The sequence below is a fragment of the Nocardiopsis chromatogenes YIM 90109 genome, from assembly GCF_000341185.1.
GTDB lineage: Bacteria > Actinomycetota > Actinomycetes > Streptosporangiales > Streptosporangiaceae > Nocardiopsis_A > Nocardiopsis_A chromatogenes.
In genome coordinates, this window is the sequence record NZ_ANBH01000122.1 from 1 (window position 1) to 20,841 (window position 20,841).

The 20,841-nt window shown below is 73.6% G+C and carries 17 protein-coding genes and 2 CRISPR repeat arrays; of the genes, 9 read left to right on the forward strand and 8 right to left on the reverse strand.

Features of this window, described 5'->3' with window-relative positions; genetic code table 11:
- The first annotated feature begins 187 nt into the window (after positions 1-187).
- From panD to D476_RS0112440, 6 genes are all read left to right on the forward strand, one after another.
- Positions 188-610: an aspartate 1-decarboxylase gene (gene panD, locus D476_RS0112415; RefSeq protein ID WP_017624262.1), complete on the forward strand. Its 423-nt coding sequence runs from the start codon at positions 188-190 to the stop codon at positions 608-610.
- 576 nt (positions 611-1,186) lie between these two features.
- On the forward strand, positions 1,187-1,423 hold the full coding sequence (locus tag D476_RS0112420; protein ID WP_017624263.1) for a hypothetical protein: 237 nt from the start codon (positions 1,187-1,189) through the stop codon (positions 1,421-1,423).
- Positions 1,424-2,465: 1,042 nt separating this feature from the next.
- Positions 2,466-3,755, forward strand: coding sequence for an MFS transporter (locus D476_RS0112425; RefSeq protein WP_017624264.1), 1,290 nt, complete (start codon positions 2,466-2,468; stop codon positions 3,753-3,755).
- Between the two features lie 942 nt (positions 3,756-4,697).
- Positions 4,698-5,315 (forward strand): DUF4352 domain-containing protein, encoded by a 618-nt coding sequence (locus D476_RS0112430; RefSeq protein WP_017624265.1) that lies wholly within the window; start codon positions 4,698-4,700, stop codon positions 5,313-5,315.
- Between the two features lie 135 nt (positions 5,316-5,450).
- A CRISPR array of direct repeats spans positions 5,451-5,784; the repeat unit is 29 nt; unit sequence CTGCTCCCCGCGCACGCGGGGATGGACCC.
- 432 nt (positions 5,785-6,216) lie between these two features.
- The gene (locus tag D476_RS0112435; protein ID WP_026123447.1) at positions 6,217-7,923 is read left to right on the forward strand and encodes an endo-1,4-beta-xylanase; all 1,707 of its coding nucleotides are present in this window, start codon (positions 6,217-6,219) and stop codon (positions 7,921-7,923) included.
- Between the two features lie 394 nt (positions 7,924-8,317).
- Positions 8,318-8,835: direct repeats of the CRISPR family, unit length 29 nt; unit sequence CTGCTCCCCGCGCACGCGGGGATGGTCCC.
- Positions 8,836-8,963: 128 nt separating this feature from the next.
- Positions 8,964-9,941, forward strand: a complete 978-nt coding sequence (locus D476_RS0112440; RefSeq protein ID WP_017624267.1) for a DUF2332 domain-containing protein — start codon at positions 8,964-8,966, stop codon at positions 9,939-9,941.
- A 16-nt stretch (positions 9,942-9,957) separates the two neighbouring features.
- Here the strand turns inward: D476_RS0112440 and D476_RS0112445 are convergent, their stop codons facing one another.
- Positions 9,958-10,548, reverse strand: coding sequence for a helix-turn-helix domain-containing protein (locus tag D476_RS0112445; RefSeq protein WP_026123448.1), 591 nt, complete (start codon positions 10,546-10,548; stop codon positions 9,958-9,960).
- 152 nt (positions 10,549-10,700) lie between these two features.
- Between D476_RS0112445 and D476_RS0112450 the strand changes: the two genes are divergently transcribed.
- Entirely contained in the window at positions 10,701-11,408 is a 708-nt protein-coding gene (locus D476_RS0112450) for a B3/B4 domain-containing protein (RefSeq protein ID WP_017624269.1), read from the forward strand.
- Between the two features lie 22 nt (positions 11,409-11,430).
- Here the strand turns inward: D476_RS0112450 and D476_RS0112455 are convergent, their stop codons facing one another.
- On the reverse strand, positions 11,431-12,222 hold the full coding sequence (locus D476_RS0112455; protein ID WP_017624270.1) for a VOC family protein: 792 nt from the start codon (positions 12,220-12,222) through the stop codon (positions 11,431-11,433).
- Between the two features lie 400 nt (positions 12,223-12,622).
- Here D476_RS0112455 and D476_RS0112460 point away from each other — a divergent pair, with 400 nt between their 5' ends.
- Positions 12,623-13,624 (forward strand): universal stress protein, encoded by a 1,002-nt coding sequence (locus D476_RS0112460; RefSeq protein ID WP_017624271.1) that lies wholly within the window; start codon positions 12,623-12,625, stop codon positions 13,622-13,624.
- A gap of 34 nt (positions 13,625-13,658) precedes the next feature.
- On the opposite strand, the gene D476_RS0112465 is transcribed toward D476_RS0112460, so the two are convergent.
- From D476_RS0112465 to D476_RS0112480, 4 genes are all read right to left on the reverse strand, one after another.
- The gene (locus D476_RS0112465; protein WP_086002637.1) at positions 13,659-15,356 is read right to left on the reverse strand and encodes a GAF domain-containing sensor histidine kinase; all 1,698 of its coding nucleotides are present in this window, start codon (positions 15,354-15,356) and stop codon (positions 13,659-13,661) included.
- A gap of 231 nt (positions 15,357-15,587) precedes the next feature.
- Positions 15,588-16,313 (reverse strand): CBS domain-containing protein, encoded by a 726-nt coding sequence (locus D476_RS0112470; RefSeq protein ID WP_017624273.1) that lies wholly within the window; start codon positions 16,311-16,313, stop codon positions 15,588-15,590.
- A 44-nt stretch (positions 16,314-16,357) separates the two neighbouring features.
- Positions 16,358-17,254 (reverse strand): universal stress protein, encoded by an 897-nt coding sequence (locus tag D476_RS0112475; protein ID WP_017624274.1) that lies wholly within the window; start codon positions 17,252-17,254, stop codon positions 16,358-16,360.
- Between the two features lie 138 nt (positions 17,255-17,392).
- Positions 17,393-18,064: a response regulator gene (locus D476_RS0112480; RefSeq protein ID WP_017624275.1), complete on the reverse strand. Its 672-nt coding sequence runs from the start codon at positions 18,062-18,064 to the stop codon at positions 17,393-17,395.
- Between the two features lie 293 nt (positions 18,065-18,357).
- On the opposite strand from D476_RS0112480, the gene D476_RS0112485 reads away from it, so the two are divergent.
- Positions 18,358-18,999, forward strand: coding sequence for a CBS domain-containing protein (locus D476_RS0112485; RefSeq protein ID WP_026123449.1), 642 nt, complete (start codon positions 18,358-18,360; stop codon positions 18,997-18,999).
- A 121-nt stretch (positions 19,000-19,120) separates the two neighbouring features.
- On the opposite strand, the gene D476_RS0112490 is transcribed toward D476_RS0112485, so the two are convergent.
- Positions 19,121-19,420: a hypothetical protein gene (locus D476_RS0112490; RefSeq protein ID WP_017624277.1), complete on the reverse strand. Its 300-nt coding sequence runs from the start codon at positions 19,418-19,420 to the stop codon at positions 19,121-19,123.
- 416 nt (positions 19,421-19,836) lie between these two features.
- Positions 19,837-20,703, reverse strand: a complete 867-nt coding sequence (locus tag D476_RS0112495; RefSeq protein ID WP_017624278.1) for a (2Fe-2S)-binding protein — start codon at positions 20,701-20,703, stop codon at positions 19,837-19,839.
- Positions 20,704-20,841: the final 138 nt, after the last annotated feature.

Genomic DNA, 20,841 nt, shown 5'->3' on the forward strand with positions numbered 1-20,841 from the left:
TTCAGCGGACACCATCGGCCGGGGGCCGCGGCGGCCGCCTCCCCCGCCGGACCCCTCCGGCCCCGCCCGGGAACACCCGGGCGGGCCCCCGCGTTCTCGGTGGTCGAGCGGGCACGCCATCATGGGAGCCGCACGGGACCTCTCCGAGGCCTGTAGACGGCGAGAACGCGAAACGAGGACCGAGAACGTGCAGCGCACTCTCATCAACGGCAAGATCCACCGCGCCACGGTGACCCAGGCCGACCTGCACTACGTGGGGTCGATCACCATCGACGCCGACCTCATGGAGGCGGCCGACCTCGTCGACGGCGAGCAGGTGCACGTGGTCGACATCGACAACGGCGAGCGGCTGGTGACCTACGCGATCACCGGCGAGCGCGGCAGCGGTGTGATCGGCATCAACGGCGCGGCGGCGCACCTGGTCAAGCCGGGGCACCTGGTGATCATCATGGGCTACGCCCAGGTGGACGAGGCCGAGCGCGGGCGGCACACGCCCAGCATCGTGCACGTCGACCGGGAGAACCGCATCATCGAGCTCGGAGAGGACCCGGCCGAGCCGGTTCCGGGGTCCGAGCAGGTGTCCGGCAGGCAGGCCGCGGGCGTCCGCTGACGTCCTCCGGCGCTCGCTGACGCCTGAGTTCGTTCGTGAGCGCGGAGAGCGTTCGTCGATGAGACTCGACAGCGCCTCCGCTCGCCGCAGGGCTGTGTCGATGAGTCCTGACGGCGCCGTGTGCGACGGGGTGCGCCTGCCCTTCTCCGGCGGCCGCCCCCAATGCCGTCAGCGAAGCCGCAGGCCAAGGCGGAGCGCTGCCCGCAGCGAAGCGGGGCCGGACGACCTTGAGGTGCGGCGAGCGGCCGCCACGCCCGGCGACGAGGAAGGCCGTGGCGGTGCCGGAACCCGCCGACACCGCGTCGCGCCGAGCCACCAGAGCGCTGTCAGCACCGGCGAACAGGCGCTCTCACTTTCCGTCGGCATACTCAGGCGTCCGGCTCCGACGCCCGGCCGGGGCCCTCGGGCCCGGCCGGGCGTCGGAGCCGCCCCGGCGTCGGCCGCGGTACCCGCGTCGGCTGGAGCGCCCCCTCCACCCCGTTTCCGGGAGCGGACGCGCGCCCGGTGTCCAGAGGGGAGGGCCGTCCACTTTCGGCCCTTTCGCCCGTCATGCGTGCGGGTATGGCGTCCCCTGCGATGGAGGATGAGGACGAGGACCGCAGGCGCGTGGCCGCTCACATCGAGTGGCAGAAGCAGGGCGCGTGGGTGGTGGTGTGGGGTGCCTACACCCGCCGCTACTGGGCGTTCGCGCGCTGGCCCGTCCCGCCCGGGGGAGCGGTCGTGCACGCGACCGACCCCGAGGCGCTCTACGGGGAGATGCGCAAGACCGAGCGCGAGTACGACTTCCTGAGGTGGCGGTACGGCGGACGGTAGGCCCCCGGTTCCGGCCTCCGGCCGTTCGGCGGGTGACGAGGATCGGCGGCCCCTGCGGTCGCGCGGTCGGGTGCCGGAGGTGCAGAAGGCCGCCGTTTTCGGCGGTGACGTCCGACGCCGGAGGGGTTCCGGCCTCGCCCGCCGGGCGGCGGCCCCCTCTCGGACCGGGAGGCGGCGAAAGGGCAGGTCCCCCGCTCACGGGCTCCGGCCACGGGCACCGGCCGGGTCGGGCCGCCGGGGCGCGGGGCGGATGGGCAGCGACGACAGAGGTCAGCGCTCCTTCCGGCAGTGTTGTCGGCCGCCGGGCGTGTGCATGGTCACCGATGTCGGCGGCGATGGGGTCGGCTGGTACCCGGCTCCGGGCTGCTTGCCGGGTGGCAGGCCGCCGGAGTGCCAGGTGAAGAGGCGGCGACGGCGAAGTTCAGCGGGCCGTACATGCGGACGGTCAACGTGATGGGCGGCGACGGCAGGACTGGTGCCCCGTTCATGGGCTCCTGCCGGGCGCCGGGCCGCCGGAGCGCAAGGAAAGGCAGCAGCGACGACGGAGGTCGGCCGCCTTCCCACCTCACACCCCGACGGCCCGCAGGCGGCCGGGGCCCGTGAGCGGGGCACCTGCTCTGCCGTCGTTGCCCGCTACCTCACACTCCGGCGGCCCGCCGCCCGGCAGATAGACCCGGGGAGCCGCCCCGCATGTGCCGTCGCCGCTCATCACGGTGACCACGCACACTCCGTGCGATCGTCAACGCTGCCGCGAGGGCCGCCGACCTTTCCTCGTCGCCGCCTGCTTCCTTGTGCTCTGATGGCCCCGCGTCCGGCAGGGGCCGGTGAATGGGGGGTCGCCGATGCCGTCGGCACCATCCCGCCGCCCTCGCCCTTCCCGTGTCCTCGCCCCTCCCGCGCGGGCGCGCGGTGGCCGAGCCCCAGGGGCGCCTCTTCGGTCCGTCACCGGCGCCGCATAGCATTGCCCCGGTCATATGACGATTTGACGCGCCGTGCGACGGCATCGGGCGCGCCGGGCGAGGGAAGCGGCGGTGGACGCGCGATGACGACGGCCGAGGAGGCGCGCGGCGGCGGACAGACCCTGGCCGGGAGCGGACACGACCCTGTGCGGGTCCAGCGGTGGGCCGTCGGCGTCCTGGTGACGATCCAGGTCATCGGCGGTCTCGGCGTCGGCGCGGCGCTGTCCGTGGGCGGCCTCATCGCCGAGGGCCTCACCGGCTCGCAGAGCTGGTCGGGCATGGCCACCACCACCATCACCCTCGGGGCGGCGGTCTTCGCCCTGCCGCTCGCGGGACTGGCGGCGCGCCGCGGGCGGCGCCCCGGTCTCGGCACGGGGTGGCTGATCGCGGCCGTGGGCGGCGGGGTCGCCATCGGGGGCACCCAGGCCGGGCTGTTCCCGGTCTTCCTGGCGGGCATGGCCCTGTACGGCGCCGGGACCGCCACCAATCTGCAGGCCCGGCACGCCGCCGCCGACCTCGCCGCCGACGCGACGCGCGGGCGCGACCTGTCGCTCGTCGTCTGGGCGACGACGGTGGGGGCGGTCGCGGGGCCCAACCTCACCGGTCCCGGGGCGGCGGTCGCCCGCCCCCTCGGCCTGGAGCCGCTGCTCGGGCCGCTGCTCTTCTCCAGCACGGCGTTCCTCCTCGCCGGTGTGCTGACGTTCGTGCTGCTGCGCCCGGACCCGCTGCTGGTGGCGCGCGAGGTCGGCGGGAACACGGCGGCGAGCGCGGGCAAGGAACCGCCGCTGGAGTCGTTGCGCCTGATCGCCCGCACGCCGCGCGCGCTGCTGGCCCTCGTCGGAACGGTCGCCTCGCACACCGTGATGGTGGCGGTGATGACGATGACGCCCGTGCACATGTCCCACGGCGGGGCGGCGCTCACCGTGATCGGGGTGACGATCAGCCTGCACATCGCCGGGATGTACGCGCTGTCCCCGCTGGTGGGGTGGTTGTCGGACCGGATCGGGCGGATTCCCACGCTGGTCACGGGGCAGGTGGTCCTCGTCGTGGCGGTGGCGGTGGCGGGCACGTCCGACCACCGCGAGCCGCTGGTGATGACGGGGCTGGTGCTGCTGGGGCTGGGGTGGTCGTTCGGGCTGGTGGCGTCGTCGGCGATGCTCGCCGAGGCGCTGCCCGCCGAGCGCCGCCCGGGGGCGCAGGGCGTGACCGACCTGGCGATGAACCTGGGCGGGGCGTCGGCCGGTGCGATGTCGGGGGTGCTGCTGTCCGTGGCCGGGTTCGGCGGCCTGAACGCGTTCGCGGCGGTGTTCGTCCTGCCGGTGGTCGTTCTGGCGCTGTGGGTGCGGCGCTCGGGGCCGGTGCCCGCGTCCTGAAGCGGCCGGGGCCGACCTCCCCGACCTGTTTGCCCAATACGCACAGTGAGTGGAGTTTGTCTCTTCCGTAACTCCGGGTAGCACTTCTCGCGTTCGATGCGATGGCGGCCCGGGGGGAGCCGAGTCCGGGGCCGCCCTGCGAGCGGGGGCGAGGCGATGACCGAGAGGGATCCGGACGCGGGCGGACACCCGTCCGAGGAGGGGGACGAGGCGAGCGGCCGGGGGCCGTGGCCCGACGACGCGCCGCCTCCGCGCGAGGGGGCGGGCGAGGCGGCGAGGCCGGATGAGCCTGTCGGGCGCGGTGCGAATGCCGGTCGGGGAGAGGACGTCGAAGACCCCGGTGGCTACAGGGCGCCGGGAGGTGGTCCGTCCGATTCCTTCGGTCCCGCAGCAGGGGCAGAGGGTGCCGCTCCTGAGGGAACCGGGCCTGCGCAGATGCCGTCGCCGCCACCCGCTCCGGAGACCCCTCCGACCGGTGTGCCCGGGGCGGGCGGTCCGGTCGGCGGCCCACCGCCGTCGGGGGAGCGGGGCGGCCCGAGGTTCGCCCCCGCGTACGGCGAGCCGGGCCCGTACGGACCACAGGGTGGGGCCGCGGGCGGCCCGAACGCTCCCGGTGCCGCTGGCGGCGCGGGTGAGCCGAGCGCGTCGGGCGGAGCGGCAGGGGCCCCGGGAGCCGGGCCTCCGGGGTACAGCCCGCCGCCGTCCGGCGGTGAGCCTCCGGGGCACGGAGGCCCTGGCCCCGGCCCCGCTCCTGGGCCAGGGCCCGACGGCGGCTACCCGACCGGGGGACAGGCGCCACCCGGACCGATGAACGCGGGCCCGCCCCCGGGCGGCGCACCTCCCGGCGGGCCGCCTCAGGGAGGACCGCCTCCGGGCGGGTGGGGAGGACCTCCGCCCGGAGGGCCGCCTCCGGGACAGGGGCCTCCTCCACCCGGGGGAGGTGTGCCTCCGGGCGGCGGCTATCCGCCTCCCGGAGGTGGGTACGCGCCGTACCCGCCCCAGGGGCAGGGGAAGGAGACACCGTGGGGCAAGATCATCGGCATCGGCTGCGCGGCGCTGGCCGTTCTCGCGATCCTGGTGGTCGTGGGGTGCACGGTGCTGGTGAACCGGTTGTCCGACAGCGGCGGTGGCACGTCCGGTGGCGGTGAGGACGGCGGTCCTGTGGGCGTCGGTGAGCCCGCCATGTCGGGCGGGTTCGAGTTCACGGTGACGCGGGTCGAGGACGATGTGGACACGTTCGGGGAGCCCCCGTTCTCGTCCGAGCCGAAGGGGCGGTACGTCGTCGTGTCGGTGGAGGCGCGGAACGTCGGGAACGAGCCCGAGTACTTCGCCTCGACCGATGCCCGGGTGATCGACACCGACGGCAAGGAGTACTCGCCCGACGAGTCGGCCAGCGTCCTGGCCGAAGAGGGCGGAACCCTCTTCGAGGAGGTCAACCCGGGGAGCACCGCTGAGGGGAAGATCCCGTTCGACCTACCGAGCAGCGCCGTGCCGGAGAAGGTCGAACTGAGCGGCTGGACCTCCTTCGAGGACCCGGCGGTCATCCTGATCAGCGAATAGAGGGCTTCAGCGAGCGCTTGTGCGGGTGGGGCGGTAGATTTCCGGGACGCACGAAGGTTCGGACATCGCCCCTCTGAGTAAGCGAAGTGGTTCAAAACAAGAGTTTGCTTGGTGTGTCGTCCCAGGTCAACAAGTCTGCTCCCCGCGCACGCGGGGATGGACCCACGAAGAAGCGGAGCAGCGCTTCGTCCGATGACTGCTCCCCGCGCACGCGGGGATGGACCCCAGTCGTCGATCGTGGCGATCATCGGTTCGCGCTGCTCCCCGCGCACGCGGGGATGGACCCACCGACCCCCGCGATAATTACTGCAATCCATCCTGCTCCCCGCGCACGCGGGGATGGACCGCTTCGGCGGCTGCGCAGGCGTCGGCGTCGGTGCTGCTCCCCGCGCACGCGGGGATGGACCCTGCGGGAACCGGCTGGCGCGGTACAGGGCGTCCTGCTCCCCGCGCACGCGGGGATGGACCCGTGACGCGGTCCTGCACCGGCATCATCGCGCCCTGCTCCCCGCGCGCGGGGATGGACCCACCAGCAGGCGCTTGTCGCGGGTGAGTGAGCGCTGCTCCCCGCGCGCGCGGGGATGGACCCCACTCGTTGCGGTGGCCCTTGGGGTCTCGGCACTGCTCCCCGCGCGCGCGGGGGAGTGGGGCACCGTGACCCCCATACCGCTACCGACCGATGCCCACTTCCATGAGCCCAGTAGCGGGCGCGGCCGGATAGGCCGCCCACGAGGCATGGGGAGACCCGCCGCTTCAATGGTGTGACGGGCTACCCCACCGGTGCTGATTTGTCTCGGTGATGACTCCTTCCCGGGTCGTCACTCTCGGTGCTAATTTCCTCACCTGTGAATGGGAGCGCTCCCATTTCGCGAACGTTCATCCGGCCCCCAGGAGGAGCGACATGGAAGCGGAAGGACATGGGCCCCACCACCCCGGTCGCCCCCGCGCGCGGTACCCCTCGCGGTTGCGGCGGTGGTTCGGTGCCGGGGCGGCGGCCCTGCTCGCCGGTGCCGTGCTATTGGTCCCCGCCCCCGCCCACGCCGACGCACCGCTTCGGGAGCACGCCGAGGCCCGAGGCTTCGAGATCGGGGCCGCCCTCGGCGCCGACCACCTCAACAACGACCCCGATTTCGCGCGGCTCGCAGGCACCGAGTTCAACGCCGCCACCGCCGAGAACGCCATGAAATGGGATGCGCTCCAGCCCTCGCGGGGGCAGTTCAACTGGGGCAACGCCGACGCCTTCATGGACTTCGCCGAGGCCCGTGGCCAGCGCGTACGCGGTCACACGCTGGTCTGGCACAGCCAGCTCCCCTCCTGGGTGTCCAACGGCGGGTTCGGCCAGGACGAGCTGCGCCAGGTCATGCGCGAACACATCGACGCGGTCGCCGGACGGTACGCGGGCCGGGTGGCCTACTGGGACGTGGCCAACGAGATCTTCCTTGAGGACGGCTCCTGGCGGGGCTCGGTCTTCTACGAAACCCTCGGTGAGGACTTCGTCGCCGATGCCCTGCGTATGGCCCATGAGGCCGACCCGAACGCGAAGCTGTACCTGAACGACTACAGCATCGACGGGATCAACGCCAAGAGCGACGCCTACTACAACCTGGCACGCTCCCTGCTGCAGCAGGGCGTCCCGCTCGACGGCATCGGCATGCAGGCCCACCTCATCAACGGTCAGGTGCCCGGCGACATGCAGCAGAACATCCAGCGCTTCGCCGACCTCGGCCTGGACGTGGCGGTAACCGAGCTGGACGTGCGCATCCAGACGCCCGCCGACCAGGCCGAGCTGGAGCAGCAGGCGCGCGACTACCGCCAGGTTATGGATGCCTGCCTCGCGGTGGACCGCTGCATCGGCGTCACGGTCTGGGGCATCGTCGACAAGTACTCCTGGGTGCCCGACGTCTTCCCGGGGTACGGCGCGCCCCTCCTCTTCAGCGACGACTACAACCCCAAACCCGCCTACGGCGCGGTCCACGACGCGCTCGCGGAGGGAGGGGCCTCGGACTCCGAGCCACCGACCGCCCCCGGACAGCCGCAGGTCGGCGAGGTCGGGTCGTCCTCGGTGGAGCTGTCATGGCCTGCGGCCACCGACAACGTCGGTGTCGTTCGCTACACGGTGCACGCGGGCGGTGAGCAGGTCGCGAGCGCGACGGGCACCTCCACGACCGTCACCGGCCTGCAGCCGGAGACCGAGTACTCCTTCACCGTGGTCGCCCACGACGCCGCCGGGAACGCCTCCGACCCCTCCCTGCCGGTCGCGGCCACCACAGGGGAAGGAGCGGCACCCGGAGCGTGCGAGGTCGACTACTCGGTCCCGAACGAGTGGGCCGACGGCTTCACCGGTGAAGTCACCGTCACGCACAACGGGTCCTCCGCGCTCGACGGGTGGGAGCTGTCCTGGGACTTCCCCGCCGACCAGCAGATCTCCAACGGCTGGTCGGGCGACTGGTCGCAGTCAGGCTCCACGGTGAGCGTGTCCAACGCGAGCTGGAACGGGAGCATCCCCTCGGGTGGGTCGGTCAGTGTCGGCTTCAACGCCTCCCACAGTGGGAGCAACCCCGAGCCGACGGCTTTCACGCTCAACGGCCGGTCCTGCACCGTCCTTTGACCGCCGCGGTCGCGGCCGCATCCGCGGTTCGAGCGTCGCCCCGGCCTCCCACGAAGACGGGTGAGGGAGTGCCGGGCGACGGTCGTCAAGGTCACCGGCTCCGCACACGCTCACGGAAGACGTAGACGAGGACGATCCCGACGACGCCGAGGGCGAGTATCGAGGTGAGCGCCCGCCCGGTGGTCGGCGGCCTGAGAAGGCCGCGGTCACGTTCCCCAGCGTGGTGTGTGCGAAGCGTGAAATTATGCGATAAAGAGTGGCCGGTGGGGCCGGGGAGAACGATCATCAGCGACTCTGCATGGCGGTCATTTTGCCCGGAAGGGACCAGGGGGAGGGGGAGCGGAAGTGGTTCAAAACAAGAGGTTGCTTGGTGTATCGTGCCAGGTCACGGAGACTGCTCCCCGCGCACGCGGGGATGGTCCCCGTGGCCTGCTAAACATTCTACTCTTTGGGGTACTGCTCCCCGCGCACGCGGGGATGGTCCCCATTGGCCGCTGTTGCAGAATCTATTACTGATCTGCTCCCCGCGCACGCGGGGATGGTCCCGGTATCCACGTCCGCAACCCGGTACTTGAGCTCTGCTCCCCGCGCACGCGGGGATGGTCCGGCGTGCCACCGGTAGAGGGTGCGGGTGGGGCGCTGCTCCCCGCGCACGCGGGGATGGTCCCAGGAACCCCTTCCCGGGGATCGGCAGGAACCGCTGCTCCCCGCGCACGCGGGGATGGTCCCCACCAGCCCGAGGTCAAGACCGGCGGCACGTCCTGCTCCCCGCGCACGCGGGGATGGTCCCTCTGTGACCAGCGAAAACGCGCGGGTGTGCCTCTGCTCCCCGCGCACGCGGGGATGGTCCCGGCCACCCCGAGCACCTTGGTGACGCCCCACCCTGCTCCCCGCGCACGCGGGGATGGACCCCCCGGGAGAGATGTCCGAGGCGGTCTGCTCTCCGCTTCTGCGGGGGAATCCGCCCCCCGGGGCCCACCGATTTGCGCTCGGTCCGGCTCCTATAGTCGAGGCTCGACGCTCTTGGAGAGGCGGCCTTGATGGAGTCTGAGATCTCGGCGTTCTCGACCGACCAGCGCTATCGCTGGTTCGCTCACCATGAGGCCTGCGCCACGTCTCCCACTTACTCCGTCCTCGCCGATGGCATCGCTGTCGACCCGGACCTCCTCGCTCTCATCGAGCGGTTGCCCCTTCCCAAGCGGCAGCCCAACCTCCTGCTCGCCGCGGTGCGTCTCCACGGCGGGCCGATCGGCGACTACCCCGCCTTCCGCTCCTGGCTCCTCGACCACTGGGACCGGGTCGAAGCCACGATGCGCCGCCGCAGTATCCAGACCAACGAACCCGCCCGCTGCGCCGCGCTCCTCCCGATCCTCGCCGCCCTTCCTCAACCCCTCGCCCTGATCGAGGTCGGTGCCTCCGCCGGGCTCTGCCTGCACCCCGACCGCTACCGCTACAGCTACGACGCCGGCCCGCCCATCGGCGCCCCCGACGCCCGGCCGCTTCTGGAGTGCGCGACCAGCGGGCCCGTCCCGATCCCCGATGGGCCGCCCCGGGTCGCCTGGCGTGCCGGGATCGACCTCAACCCCCTGGACCCCTCCGACCCTGACGACGTGCGCTGGCTGGAGTGCCTCGTCTGGCCCGGTCGGAACGACCGGCTGGAACGCCTCCGCGCGGCCTTGGAGACCGCCCGCAACCACCCTGCCCCGGTCATCCAGGGCGACCTGACGCAGGCGCTCGCGTCGCTCCTCCAACAGGTTCCGGACGGCGCCACCCCTGTGGTCTTCCACAGTGCCGTGCTCCCTTATCCCGCCGAGGAGAAGCGCCGGGAATTCGTTGCGCTCGTGCAGGACGCGCCGTGCCACTGGATCTCCAACGAGTCCCCCGGGACCCTCCCCGACGTCCGGCGCGCTCTTCCTTCGACGGCACCCTTCCAGACCGGTGACTTCGTCGTGGCCCTCGACGGGCGTCCCAAGGCCGTCGCCGCTCCGCACGGGCAGTATCTGAAGTGGGTGGACTGAGGCCCGGCGGCGGCCTCTAGGAGGCCGCGCCCCCCTCCGCCGGGGCGGGCTGCAGGTGGACCGTCATCACCAGCTCGCACGTCCGGCCACCCGCCCCCCGGTACCCGTGGGAGACGTCCCCGGCGAACGCGGCCGTCTGGCCCGCCTCCACGCCGTACTCGTCGCCGTCGACCACCAGCACCATCCGGCCCGAGGTCACGCTCACCGTCTCCACGACCCCCGCCTGGTGCGGGTGGCTGGGGTACTCCTCGCCCGGCTCCAGGCTCCAGCGCCACACCTCCGTCGGCGCCGGGCCCGAGGTCGTGAGCATGAGCCGGGCCCACCCGCCCCGCTCGCCCTCCCAGAGGGGCGCCACGCCCCCGGCGTCCACAATCCGCACGCTGTCCTCGGGCGGGCCGTCCAAGAGGTTCGACACCGGGATGCCCAGCGTGTCCGCCAGCCGGACCAGGGTCGCGAGGTTGGGGTTGCCCTGTGCCTTCTCCAGGCCGACCAGGGCCCCCTTGCTCACCTGCGCGCGGCGGCCGAGCTCCTCCAGGGACAGCCCCGCGCGCAGCCGGGCCACCCGGACGTTGCGCGCCACCGTCCTCAGCGCCGCTTCCTCGGCCATGCCGCCGCCCTCCTCCGCCCGTCCCGGACCGGTCATGGCAATGCGCTCTTCGGTCGTTCGGTTGACATGTGGCGGTCGATCCAATGTACTTTGAAGTCGTTCCATTGAATCCTACAGCTCCGCACCCCCGGGTGCGGATCGGAGAACCGCCCATGACCGCCTTCCGCCTGGCCCCGGGGGTCGCCCAGGCCTTCCCCGACACCCTCGTCGCCCTGGTCACCGCCGACGGCCTGCGGGGCCGTGAGCCCTGGCCCGCCGCCACCGCCGCCCTCGACGACCTGGAGCGGCGCGTCGCCGACGGCACCTGGGCACCCGCCGACGAGGCCGACCCGCGCATCGAGGCCTGGCACGCCGCCTACCGCGCGTTCGGCACCAACCCCCGCCGCCTCCGCCCCAGCGTCGACGCGCTCGGCCGCCGCCTGGCCAAGAAGGGGGTCCTTCCGCGCATCACTCCGGCCGTCGACGCCTACAACGCGGTCTCGGTCGCCCACGGCCTGCCCGCGGGCGCCTTCGACCTGGACCGGGTCTCCGGCGGCGTCGCCATCCGCCACGCCGAGGGGACCGAGGCCTTCACCCCGCTCGGCCAGCCCGACACGGTGGAGGCCCCGCGCCCCGGGGAGATCGTCTACGCCGACGAGGCGGGCGTGCTCACCCGCCACTGGAACCACCGCGACGCCCACCGCACCCGCGTCACCGAGGACTCGGCGCGGGCGGTGTTCATCCTGGAGACCGTCCGCGGGGGACAGGACGGGGCCGAGGTCAAGAGCGCCGTGGCCGACCTCCGGGAGCTCCTCGCCCCGCACTGCGACCGGACCGGCGTGCACCGCCTCGACGCCGGGAACCCCGAGGCGGTCGTCTGACGGGCGTCGGCGGATCCGGTGGTCAGTCGGCCCCCGCGGCCTCCCCGCCCGGACCGCCGAACCACTCGTCCGACGCGTCGACATTCGCCAGGACCTCCCTGACACGGTCCCGCTCCTCCCCGTCGAGGTCGATCCGCCGCAGTTCCACCTCCCACTCCGCGCGCCTCCCGTGCTCACCGAGCGCCACCGCCAGCTCGATCAGAGTCGCGTACACCAGCGCCCGGTCGACGTCGGAGGCGCCCTCGGACCGCCTGCGCAGCGCCGAGACCAGCGACCTCATCGCCGCGCGGTCGTCGTTCTTGAACTCCCGCAGGATCCTCGCGTTGTCCAGGGCGCGCTGCAGCCCCTCCAGCTCCTTCGAGCCGCCGTACTCCAGCTCCTGCGGCTCGTCGCGCTGGATGAAGATCAGCGAATTGCCCGACGGGTCGACGAGGGTGAACCGCGACGCCCCCGGCCGCAGCCGGGTGATGCGCGGGCACCCTTTCGCCAGGACCTTGCCGTAGGCCTCGCGCATCGCCCGGACGAACGCCGCGTGGTAGGGGGCCACCGCGTCCACCATCACCAGGCACCCGCCCGTGTCCTGGTTCTCCGGGGCGAAGACCTTCGGCGGGCCGAAGTAGTGGACGTCGATGCCGCTCCAGGAGAAGGCCAGGTACAGGTAGGGCCTCCGCTGCCGGTAGGCGACCGTGAACCCGAGGGCCGTGTAGAACTCCTCGGTTTCCTCGGGGGCCGCGCACGGCAGTGTCGGGACCAGTTTCTCGTTCGGCCGGATGCCGTCGCTCCGCTCGGCCGCGCCGTCGGTGACCGTCTCCATTGCTTCGCCCCTTCGTCCTACGCCGGAATCGGGAGGCCGATTCTCCCGCCGGAGGAGGGGGAGGCGCCCATGGATTCTTCGGCGGGCCGATAGGGCACATAGAAGCCGGATTCACAACAGAATCGGCGTCGCGTGAACGAATCGCGCACGCAGCCGTGCGCTGTGGCGGCGGACGGCCCGTCATCGGCCGCCCGGGCCGGAATCTGCGCGCCACGGCGACCGGCCGGGGCCGAGGCCCTTACCCGCCGGGAACCACGGTGCTACCCGGCGGCGGTGGCGGCGGCCAGACTGATGGCGTTGCCGGACACGACCGCCGCTCCGGCCCCGGTGACCGTCTGGTCCCGCAGCGGAGCGCCGCCGTGCCGACGGCGGCCGCGGCGCGAGGGAGGGGACCAGGACCATGGGCATCACATCCGACGGGGGCGGCTCCAACGCGGACCCTGCGGCCGACGCCGGCCGAGGGGACGTCGTCGTAGGGGTGGACGGCTCCGCACCGGGGCAGGCGGCACTGGAGTGGGCGGCCCGCGCGGCCGTCGAACGGGGGAGCGGCCTCCTCATCCTGCACGCCCTCAACATGCCCCTGGTGTCGGTGCCCTTCGGGCACCCGGTGCGGCTCACGCCGACCCCGGAGACGGCCGAGCGGGCGGCGCACCTGCTGGAGCGGGCGCTGGCGCACCTGCACGACCGGTATCCCGGACTGGAGGCGCGCACGCAGGTGTCCTCCGCCGACGCCGTCCACGCGCTCCGCGCCGCAGCGCGCACGGCCGCCGTGGCTGTCGTGGGATCGCGCGGACTGGGCGGGCTCGGATCGGTCTTCCTGGGCTCGGTGAGCATCCGGGTCAGTGCCTGCGCGCCGTGCCCGGTGGCGGTCGTCCCCGGGCCGAAGGAGGAGGACGACGGGGAGCGCAGGGCCCGGCGGCGCGGCCGTGTGGTGGTGGGGATCGACGGCTCGCGGGACGCCGACGCCGCACTGCGCTTCGCCCTGGAGGAGGCCGCACGGGTCGGCGGAGAGGTCCTGGCGCTGCACGCCTGGCAGATCCCGGCCCCCATCGACACCGGAGCGCTGTCCGGCCCTTCGTACGTCGTCGAGCACCGGTTCGCCGCCCACACCGCCGAGAAGCACGTGCAGGGCATGGTGGAGGAGGCGCGCACCGAAGCCACCGCCGACGTCCCCGCCCGAGCCGCCGCCGTCGAGGACAACGCCGTGCACGCGCTGCTCCAGGCGGGCGCCGACGCCGACCTCATCGTCGTCGGCTCCCGCGGCCGGGGCGGGTTCGCGGGACTGCTGCTGGGCTCGGTGAGCCAGGGCGTACTCCACTACGCAGACGTGCCGGTCGTGGTGGTGCGCAGCCGGGAGCAGGAGTCGGACGGCGCGGACCGACCGGGGTCCGCACCCCGGTGACGACCTCGGCGAAGGTGCCGCCTGAAGTACGGGATCAGTGCGGGGCGTCGGCGGCCTCGGAGGCGGGGACGCGCCACACCAGGCGGGTGCCTCCCTCGGGGCGCCGGTGGGCCGTGAACGCGCCACCGTGGCGGGCGGCGCGTTCGGCGAGGTTGTCCAGCCCGCTTCGGCGCCCGTCCTCCGGCAGGCCCACCCCGTCGTCCCGCACCTCCACCGTGAGGTCCCCGCCGACCACGGCGTGGACCTCCACATCGACGCAGGACGCACGCGCGTGCCGGGCGGCGTTGGACAGCGCCTCGTTCAGCACGGCGACGACCTCCTCGCACAGCTCGTCGGAGACCGTGCCGTCGATGGGGCCCTCCAGGCGGAGGGCGGGCGGGAAGCCGAGATGATCGGTGGCGGCACCTACCGCGTCCAGGATCCGGGCGCGCGGCCACAGCCGCTCCTCGTCCGCGTGCCGGAGCTCGAAGACGGTGGAGCGCGTCTGCCTGATCGTGTCGTCGAGGTCGTCCACGGCCTGCTGCACCCGCCGGGCGGGCTCCGGGGCGGATATGCGGTCCACGCAGCCCATGAGCGACAGCGCGACGGCGAACATGCGCTGGATCACGACGTCGTGCAGGTCGCGGGCGATGCGGTCGCGGTCCTCCAGGACGCTCAGCCGCTCGGCCCGGCCGCGCGCCTTCGCCAGCTCCAGGGCCAGCGCCGCGTGGCCGAGGAACGTGTGCAGTGTCCGGGCGGCCGCCGACGGGAACGGCGGGGCGCCCGCACGGCGGCCCAGGATCAGCACGCCGTGCGCGTCCTCGCCCCCGGTGAGGGGCGCCAGCAGCACCGGGCCCAGGCCGAGCCCCTCCAAGAGCGGTGACGGCCCGCCGTCCCCCCGGGCCATGTCGGCGCTGACGGGCGCATCGCTGCGGAAGGCGCGCCCGGCGAGCGTGCCGTGGACGGCGGCGGTGCGCCCCCGGACCACCCCGGCCCCGTGCCCGTCGGCCGCCCGGACGGCCAGGGTCCCGCCGGAGGCCTGGGGCGCGGCGACGGCCACCAGGTCCGCGCCGGTGATGGCACGCACCCGCTCGGCCAGCAGGCGCAGCACATCGTCGATGTCGTCCCCGGTCAGCAGCCGGGTGGTGATCTCGTCGGAGGCGCTGAGCCACCGCTCGCGCTCCAGGGACCCCTCGTACAGGCGGGCGTTCTCCACGGCCACGCCCGCGGCGGTGGCCAGAGCCGCCACGACGGCCTCGTCGTCCTCGTCGAAGTCGGCACCGCCGGCCTTCTCGGTGAGGTAGAGGTTGCCGAACACCTCGTCGCGCACCCGCACCGGCACCCCCAGGAATCCGCGCATCGGCGGGTGGCCGGGCGGGAAGCCGCGCGACTCGGGGTGCTCGCCGATGTCCCGCAGCCGGAGCGGTTGCGGGTGCTTCATCAGCACCCCGAGGATCCCGAGCCCCTCGGGCCAGTGGTCGATGGCGGCGATCTCCCCGTCGTCCAGGCCGACGGGGATGAACCGCTCCAGCTCGCCGGAGGCCCCGATGACGCCCAGAGCCCCGTACCGGGCGTCGACCAGGTCCATGGCGGCGCCGACGAGACGCCTGAGCAGCGTCTCCAGGTCCAGGCCGGACCCGATCAGCACGACCGCGTTCAGGAGCGAGTGGACCCGGCCGCGGGCCGAGGCGACGCTGCCGAGGCGGTTCTGGAGTTCGGCGAGGAGCTGGTCGAGCCGCATCTGCGGGACCATCGTCCGCGCGGGGTCGGGTCGGGCGTCGTCGGACACGGCCCACCTCCGGAGCGACGTGCCCACGGTTGCATGGGCCTCCCGTCGCACACGGGATTCTACCCTCGGCAGCGGCGGCCGTCCCGGTGGGGACAGGCCCGTACACGCCGACCGCCGGTGGTGCGTCCCCCGCACCGCCGGCGGTTCTCCGGACGGCGTGTCCGTCGCCCCTCCGGGCGGCGCCGTTCCGGGCCGCTACACCCGGCCCGGCATCGTGCTGTACGGCGGCAGCAGGTCGTCGACCTCCCATGTGAGCCGGTCGTCAACCGAGACGACCCCCTCGATCCGGTTGATCAGCCGGGTCAGGGCGTGCGCCGTGCTGCGGTAGCGGACCGACCCCGTCAGGGTGACGGTCCCCTCCGACACCGAGTGGGACAGGTCGGCCCCTCGAACCGCACGGCTCAGGTGTCCGATCTCCTCACCGACGGCGTCCGAGACGGACTTGTCGTCCTGGAGGAACATCCGGAGCAGGTCGCGGCGCCCGACGATGCCCACCAGCCGGCCGCCGTCGTCGACCACGGGGAGCCGCTTGACGCCGCGCAGCTCCATGGTGCGGGCGGCCTCCACGACCGTGGTGTCGGGTGCGACCGTGATCGCGGGACTCGTCATCAGCTCGGCCGCCGTCGTGGCCGCGGCCTTCTCGTCGGCCCGCTCGACCAGCACACCGGACCCGGTGAGCCGGGAACGCAGCCGGGCCCGGAGCGGTGGCCGGTAGTCCCCGCCCTGGTCGGTCTGCTTGAACTCGGCCTTGTGCAGCAGGTCCTGCTCGGTGACCACTCCGAGCACCTGTCCGTCGCGGCCGACCACGGGAAGCGCGCTGGTGTTGCGCTCCAGCAGCCTCTCCACGATCTCCCGGTAGCCGGTCTCCTCGGTGACCGAGGCGGCCCCGGCCGTCATGACTTCGGCGACGGTCCGTGTCATCGTCTTCTCCTCTCCGCGTGCGGCGGCAGGTCGGTGCGGGTCGGTCAGTGCGGGTCGGAGGGGACGATCGCGACCGGGACGGAGGCGTGGGCCAGGGCCGACTGGCTCACCGAGCCGAGCAGCATCCCCGTGAACCCGCCGCGCCCGCGGCTTCCGACGACCAGGAGGTCGGAGTGGGCCGACGCGTCGGCGAGGACCTGGGCCGGGTGGCCGGGGACCGCCGACTCCTCGACTTCGACCTGCGGGTGGTGTTCGCGCAGGCCCGCCAGCGACTCGGAGAGGAGCCGGCGCGCCTCCCGCGCGGCCTCCTCCAGCTCCGCCTGCTCGGACCCGTCGCGCACCGGGGCCTCCCAGCGGCCCATGAGCCTGTGGGAGACCGGCTCGTGCGCGATGACCGCCCGAAGTGCGGCCTCGCGCCGGGCGGCGGCGGCGAACGCCCACGCCGCCGCCGCGCGTGCGGAGGCCGAGCCGTCCAGGCCGACCACGACGCGCCCGACCGGCGGCTCGGGCTCGCGGTCGGGGACCACGACGACCGGGCAGCGTCCGGCGACGGCCAGTTCCATGGCGGTCGACCCGAAGATGAGCGCCCCGAGCCGGGACTGCATGCGCGACCCGATGACGGCGAGTTCGGCTTCGGCCGACTCCGCCAACAGGATCGGGGTGGCGTCGCCGACCTTGTAGACCGCCGCCGTCGTCAGACCGGGGGCGCGCTTCTCGGCCCGCTGCGCGGCCTCCTCGACCACGTCCCGTGCCAGGCGCTCCGCCGAGAATTCCGGGACGCTCTGGGGCACCCGGTGGTACAGCGGCCAGTCGAAAGCGTAGACGAGGCGCAGGCTGCGGCCGCGCATGAGCGCCTCGTCGGCCGCCCAGTCCAATGCGCGCAGGCTCGCCTCGGTCCCATTGACCGCCGCGAGCACCGGCGCGTCCGGTCTCGTGCCCATGGTCGCTCCATTCCCCTCGACTGAACCCCCACAACCGACGCTACGGCCGCCGGAGCCTTACGGGCAGCGTCCAAGGGCAGGGGGGACCGGGACCTTGGGACCGGGACGAAGGGATCCGAGGACGCCGCCCCGCGCCCGTCAGTAGGTTCCGCCGCCGGACTCCTCGGACTTGAGGCGGGCGGCGTACACGGCGGCCTGGGTGCGGCGCTCCATCCCGAGCTTGGCCAGGATGTTGGTGACGTAGTTCTTCACGGTTTTCTCGGCGAGGAACACGCGCTCGCCGATCTGCCGGTTGGTCAGCCCTTCGCCGATCAGCTCGAAGACGCGCCGCTCCTGGCCGGACAGGGCGGCCAGCGGGTCCTTGCGCTCGGCCTCCTCGCGCATGCGGCGCATGATCCGCGCGGTGCTGCGCGGGTCGAGGAGGGAGTCGCCCGCGGCGACGGTGCGGACGGCTCCGACCAGGTCCGCGCCGTGGATCTGCTTGAGGACGTACCCGGAGGCGCCCGCCATCACGGACGCGTACAGGGCCTCGTCGTCGGCGTAGGAGGTCAGCATGAGGCAGGCGAGCTCGGGCCGCTGTGAGCGCAGCTCGCGGCAGACCTCCACCCCGCTGCCGTCCGGCAGCCGGACATCGAGGAGCGCCACGTCGGGCTCGACCGCGGGGATCCTCGCGAGCGCGCCGGCCGCGTCGGCGGCCTCGCCCGCCACCTCGATGTCGGGTTCGGACGCGAACAGCGCGCCGACGCCACGCCGGACGATGTCGTGGTCGTCCACGAGGAATACCGTGATCGTGCGCTGCTCCGCGGGCATGGTGCCTCATCTCGCCGTCCGGCCCCGGCGATGCGGCTCGCGGTGCCTCGCGCCCGGGGCCGCTGCGCGGGACCCGCTGCGGGGCGGGCACCGCTCCGGGGGCCCGGTTCCGGCCCACCCTCTCGGTCCCAGGCTACCCCCGGGACGCCTCCGGGCCCAGTGCCGTCCCGTCGGCGCGCGGCGTCGCAGGGAGTGCGTCGGGCGGGACCTTTCTCGCTCCGGCCCCGATCGGTCGCGGCCGCCGCCCCCGCGGAGGCGGGGTGCCCCGCGAGGGGGCGTGTGAGGAGAGAGCGATGGCCGTCCGAGTACGCGACATGATGACGACGGATGTGGTCTGCGTCCAGGCCGGTGCGAGCATGAGGACGATCGCCCTCGTACTCGGCCGCTACGCGATCTCGGCGGTTCCCGTCGTGGACGATGACAGGCACGTCCTCGGCGTGGTCTCCGAGGCGGACCTGCTGCACCGGCTGGCGGACGGGGACGGCCGGGCCTCCGGGGCCGACCGCACCAAGCGGTCGGCGGTCACGGCGCGGAGGCTGATGACGGCGCCGGCCGTGACCGTCGCCGCCCGTACGGAGATCGCCGAGGCGGCGCGCCTGATGCAGGAGCACCGGATCAGGCGCCTTCCGGTCGTCTCGGACACCGGGGAGCTGGCGGGCATCGTCAGCCGCAGCGACCTCGTGAAGGTCGACACCCGGCCCGACTCCTGGGTCCTGCACCGGGTGGGGCGCCTGCTCATGGTCGAGTTGGACCTGCCCCACGTCCGGGCCGAGGTGCGGGACGGCATCGTCACGCTGACCGGTCGGGTGCGGCTCCGTTCGAGCGCGGTGTCCGTCCGCCGGGCCGTGCGCAGCATCGAAGGGATCCTGCACGTCGACGACCGCATCGGGTTCGACGCCGACGACCTGTCGCCGTTCGCGTTGCACGCGGACTGACGGCCGTCGGCGGCACGGGGCGGGCGGCCGCGGCCCGCCGGGGCGGTCGGCCCGGTACCGGCACCGTGCCGTGTGCGGGGACGGGGCCGCCCGCCCCCGCGGCGGCCTTCGGCCTGCCCGGTCAGACGGTGTAGGCGGTCCAGCCGACGGTCTCGGCGGTGTGGACCCCGTCACCGGTCACGCCCGCGCCGAACAGCTCGTTCATCCGGATGAGGAATCCGGACTCGCTCACCTCGTGCAGCCGGATCCCCGGGGTGTGGGGCCCGTTGAAGGTCTGCACCGTCGTCTGCACGATGACGGTGGATCCGGCCGGGAACGGGGTGGGGAAGTCGACCCGCGTGAAGGTGTGGGTCTGGCCGCCCTTCTTCTCGACCGGGTGCTCCGAGGTCAGTTCGACTTTGCCCGTCTGGATCATGCTCATGCTGGTGCCTCGTTCCGCTCGGGGTAGGTACGGCGCTCGACGACCCGTGGGGGACGGGGCGTCGGGCACCGCCATCGAGGATTCCCCGGCGGCCCGCCGCCTCCTAGCGACGGAGGCCCCGACGACTCAGCGCATTGGTCCCGGACGCTGAGTGATGGCGGATGTGCACGTGAGGCGGGCGGGGTGAAGGGGTGGGGTGGATGGCCGCGTCCGCTGGTGTGGTGGCGTTCCCGTCCATCCCCGTGACGACTCGGCGACGGTGCCGTCCAAGCGGTGGTGGTGACGGCATCGGCGCCGAGGCCCGCGCCGAGGGCGCCCGGTGTGCGGCGTGGACGGCGGAACCGCCCCGGCGGACGCCGTCGGGAGGGAGGCCATACGGCCGTGCGGCCGCTGCGCCCCCGCTCAGCGGTGGCCGCTCACGGTGCCAGCGCCGGGTTCCTGATCCACTCCTGCAGCTCGTCGCGGCGGTCGTTGTCGCACTTGAGCGGGCACGTGGTGCAGAACCCGTGCTCGGGGTCGCCCTTGTAGTCGAAGCAGCACGTCCCCCGCACCGCCCATGTGCCGCGCGGGTGGTCCTCGCGGAAGGGGAAGAGCCTGGGCCGGGCCCGCGTCACCGCGCCCGCCTCGATCAGCGCGTCGCCCAGCGCGCGCGCCAGCCGCCAGGCGTCCTCGGCGTCGCGTCCCAGGAACCGCGCCGGGTTGAGCATGTAGAAGTGCGAGGTGTCCAGCACCCACCCCCACAGCGTGCGCAGCCCCACCCGGGTGTGGGCGTGCAGCGCGTCGATGATCGGGGTGAAGGCGGCCACCATGTGCTCGGCGGCGAGCCGGACCAGCTCGTCCTCGTCGGCGCAGACCACGGCGGAGGGGTGGCGGGCCGCCGGGTCGTCGGCCAGCACGGCGGTGCGCCCGCCGGTGACGGTGGGGGTGCCGAAGCCGCCCGCCGACCACCAGGGGAACCACAGGCGGTCGGCGTCCAGCAGGGCGGCGCGGCGGGTCAGGTAGGTGCCGGCCGACACCAGGAAGGCCGGCTCGCGCAGGGTGGCGCGCAGGAAGTCGGTGACCGCGGGCAGCCGGTGGCCGCGCCCGCGCAGCGCGGTCAGGCGCTCGAACAGCACCGGGACCTCGCCGTCGGCGACCATCAGGTCGGTGCGGAACCACTGGTCGGCGACCGGGTCCCCCGCCCCCGCCGACATGCCGGGCGCCCGCAGCGCCGGCAGCGGGGAGAACTTCAGCGGTGCGCAGGCGTCGACCACCGCCTGCAGCGGGACCGGGACCTCAGGCATGCGCCGGACGACCTTCCTCGTGACGCCGGTGTGCGCGACGGAGCGGGCGCGATCGCCGCGTTCCACGGACGCCCCGCCGTCTTTAGCTGAGGCTACCCTAATGAAATCTCCGGGGGCAAAGGTCGGCCTCCCCGGTGT

What these genes read in the sequence shown, in the direction of transcription:
- D476_RS0112420 (WP_017624263.1), top strand. Translation starts at nt 1,187, where the DNA reads ATGGAGGATGAGGACGAGGACCGCAGGCGCGTGGCCGCTCACATCGAG.
- D476_RS0112425 (WP_017624264.1), top strand. Translation starts at nt 2,466, where the DNA reads ATGACGACGGCCGAGGAGGCGCGCGGCGGCGGACAGACCCTGGCCGGG.
- D476_RS0112435 (WP_026123447.1), top strand. Translation starts at nt 6,217, where the DNA reads ATGGAAGCGGAAGGACATGGGCCCCACCACCCCGGTCGCCCCCGCGCG.
- D476_RS0112440 (WP_017624267.1), top strand. Translation starts at nt 8,964, where the DNA reads ATGGAGTCTGAGATCTCGGCGTTCTCGACCGACCAGCGCTATCGCTGG.
- D476_RS0112445 (WP_026123448.1), bottom strand. Translation starts at nt 10,548, where the DNA reads ATGGCCGAGGAAGCGGCGCTGAGGACGGTGGCGCGCAACGTCCGGGTG.
- D476_RS0112450 (WP_017624269.1), top strand. Translation starts at nt 10,701, where the DNA reads ATGACCGCCTTCCGCCTGGCCCCGGGGGTCGCCCAGGCCTTCCCCGAC.
- D476_RS0112455 (WP_017624270.1), bottom strand. Translation starts at nt 12,222, where the DNA reads ATGGAGACGGTCACCGACGGCGCGGCCGAGCGGAGCGACGGCATCCGG.
- D476_RS0112460 (WP_017624271.1), top strand. Translation starts at nt 12,623, where the DNA reads ATGGGCATCACATCCGACGGGGGCGGCTCCAACGCGGACCCTGCGGCC.
- D476_RS0112465 (WP_086002637.1), bottom strand. Translation starts at nt 15,356, where the DNA reads ATGGTCCCGCAGATGCGGCTCGACCAGCTCCTCGCCGAACTCCAGAAC.
- D476_RS0112470 (WP_017624273.1), bottom strand. Translation starts at nt 16,313, where the DNA reads ATGACACGGACCGTCGCCGAAGTCATGACGGCCGGGGCCGCCTCGGTC.
- D476_RS0112475 (WP_017624274.1), bottom strand. Translation starts at nt 17,254, where the DNA reads ATGGGCACGAGACCGGACGCGCCGGTGCTCGCGGCGGTCAATGGGACC.
- D476_RS0112480 (WP_017624275.1), bottom strand. Translation starts at nt 18,064, where the DNA reads ATGCCCGCGGAGCAGCGCACGATCACGGTATTCCTCGTGGACGACCAC.
- D476_RS0112485 (WP_026123449.1), top strand. Translation starts at nt 18,358, where the DNA reads ATGGCCGTCCGAGTACGCGACATGATGACGACGGATGTGGTCTGCGTC.
- D476_RS0112490 (WP_017624277.1), bottom strand. Translation starts at nt 19,420, where the DNA reads ATGAGCATGATCCAGACGGGCAAAGTCGAACTGACCTCGGAGCACCCG.
- D476_RS0112495 (WP_017624278.1), bottom strand. Translation starts at nt 20,703, where the DNA reads ATGCCTGAGGTCCCGGTCCCGCTGCAGGCGGTGGTCGACGCCTGCGCA.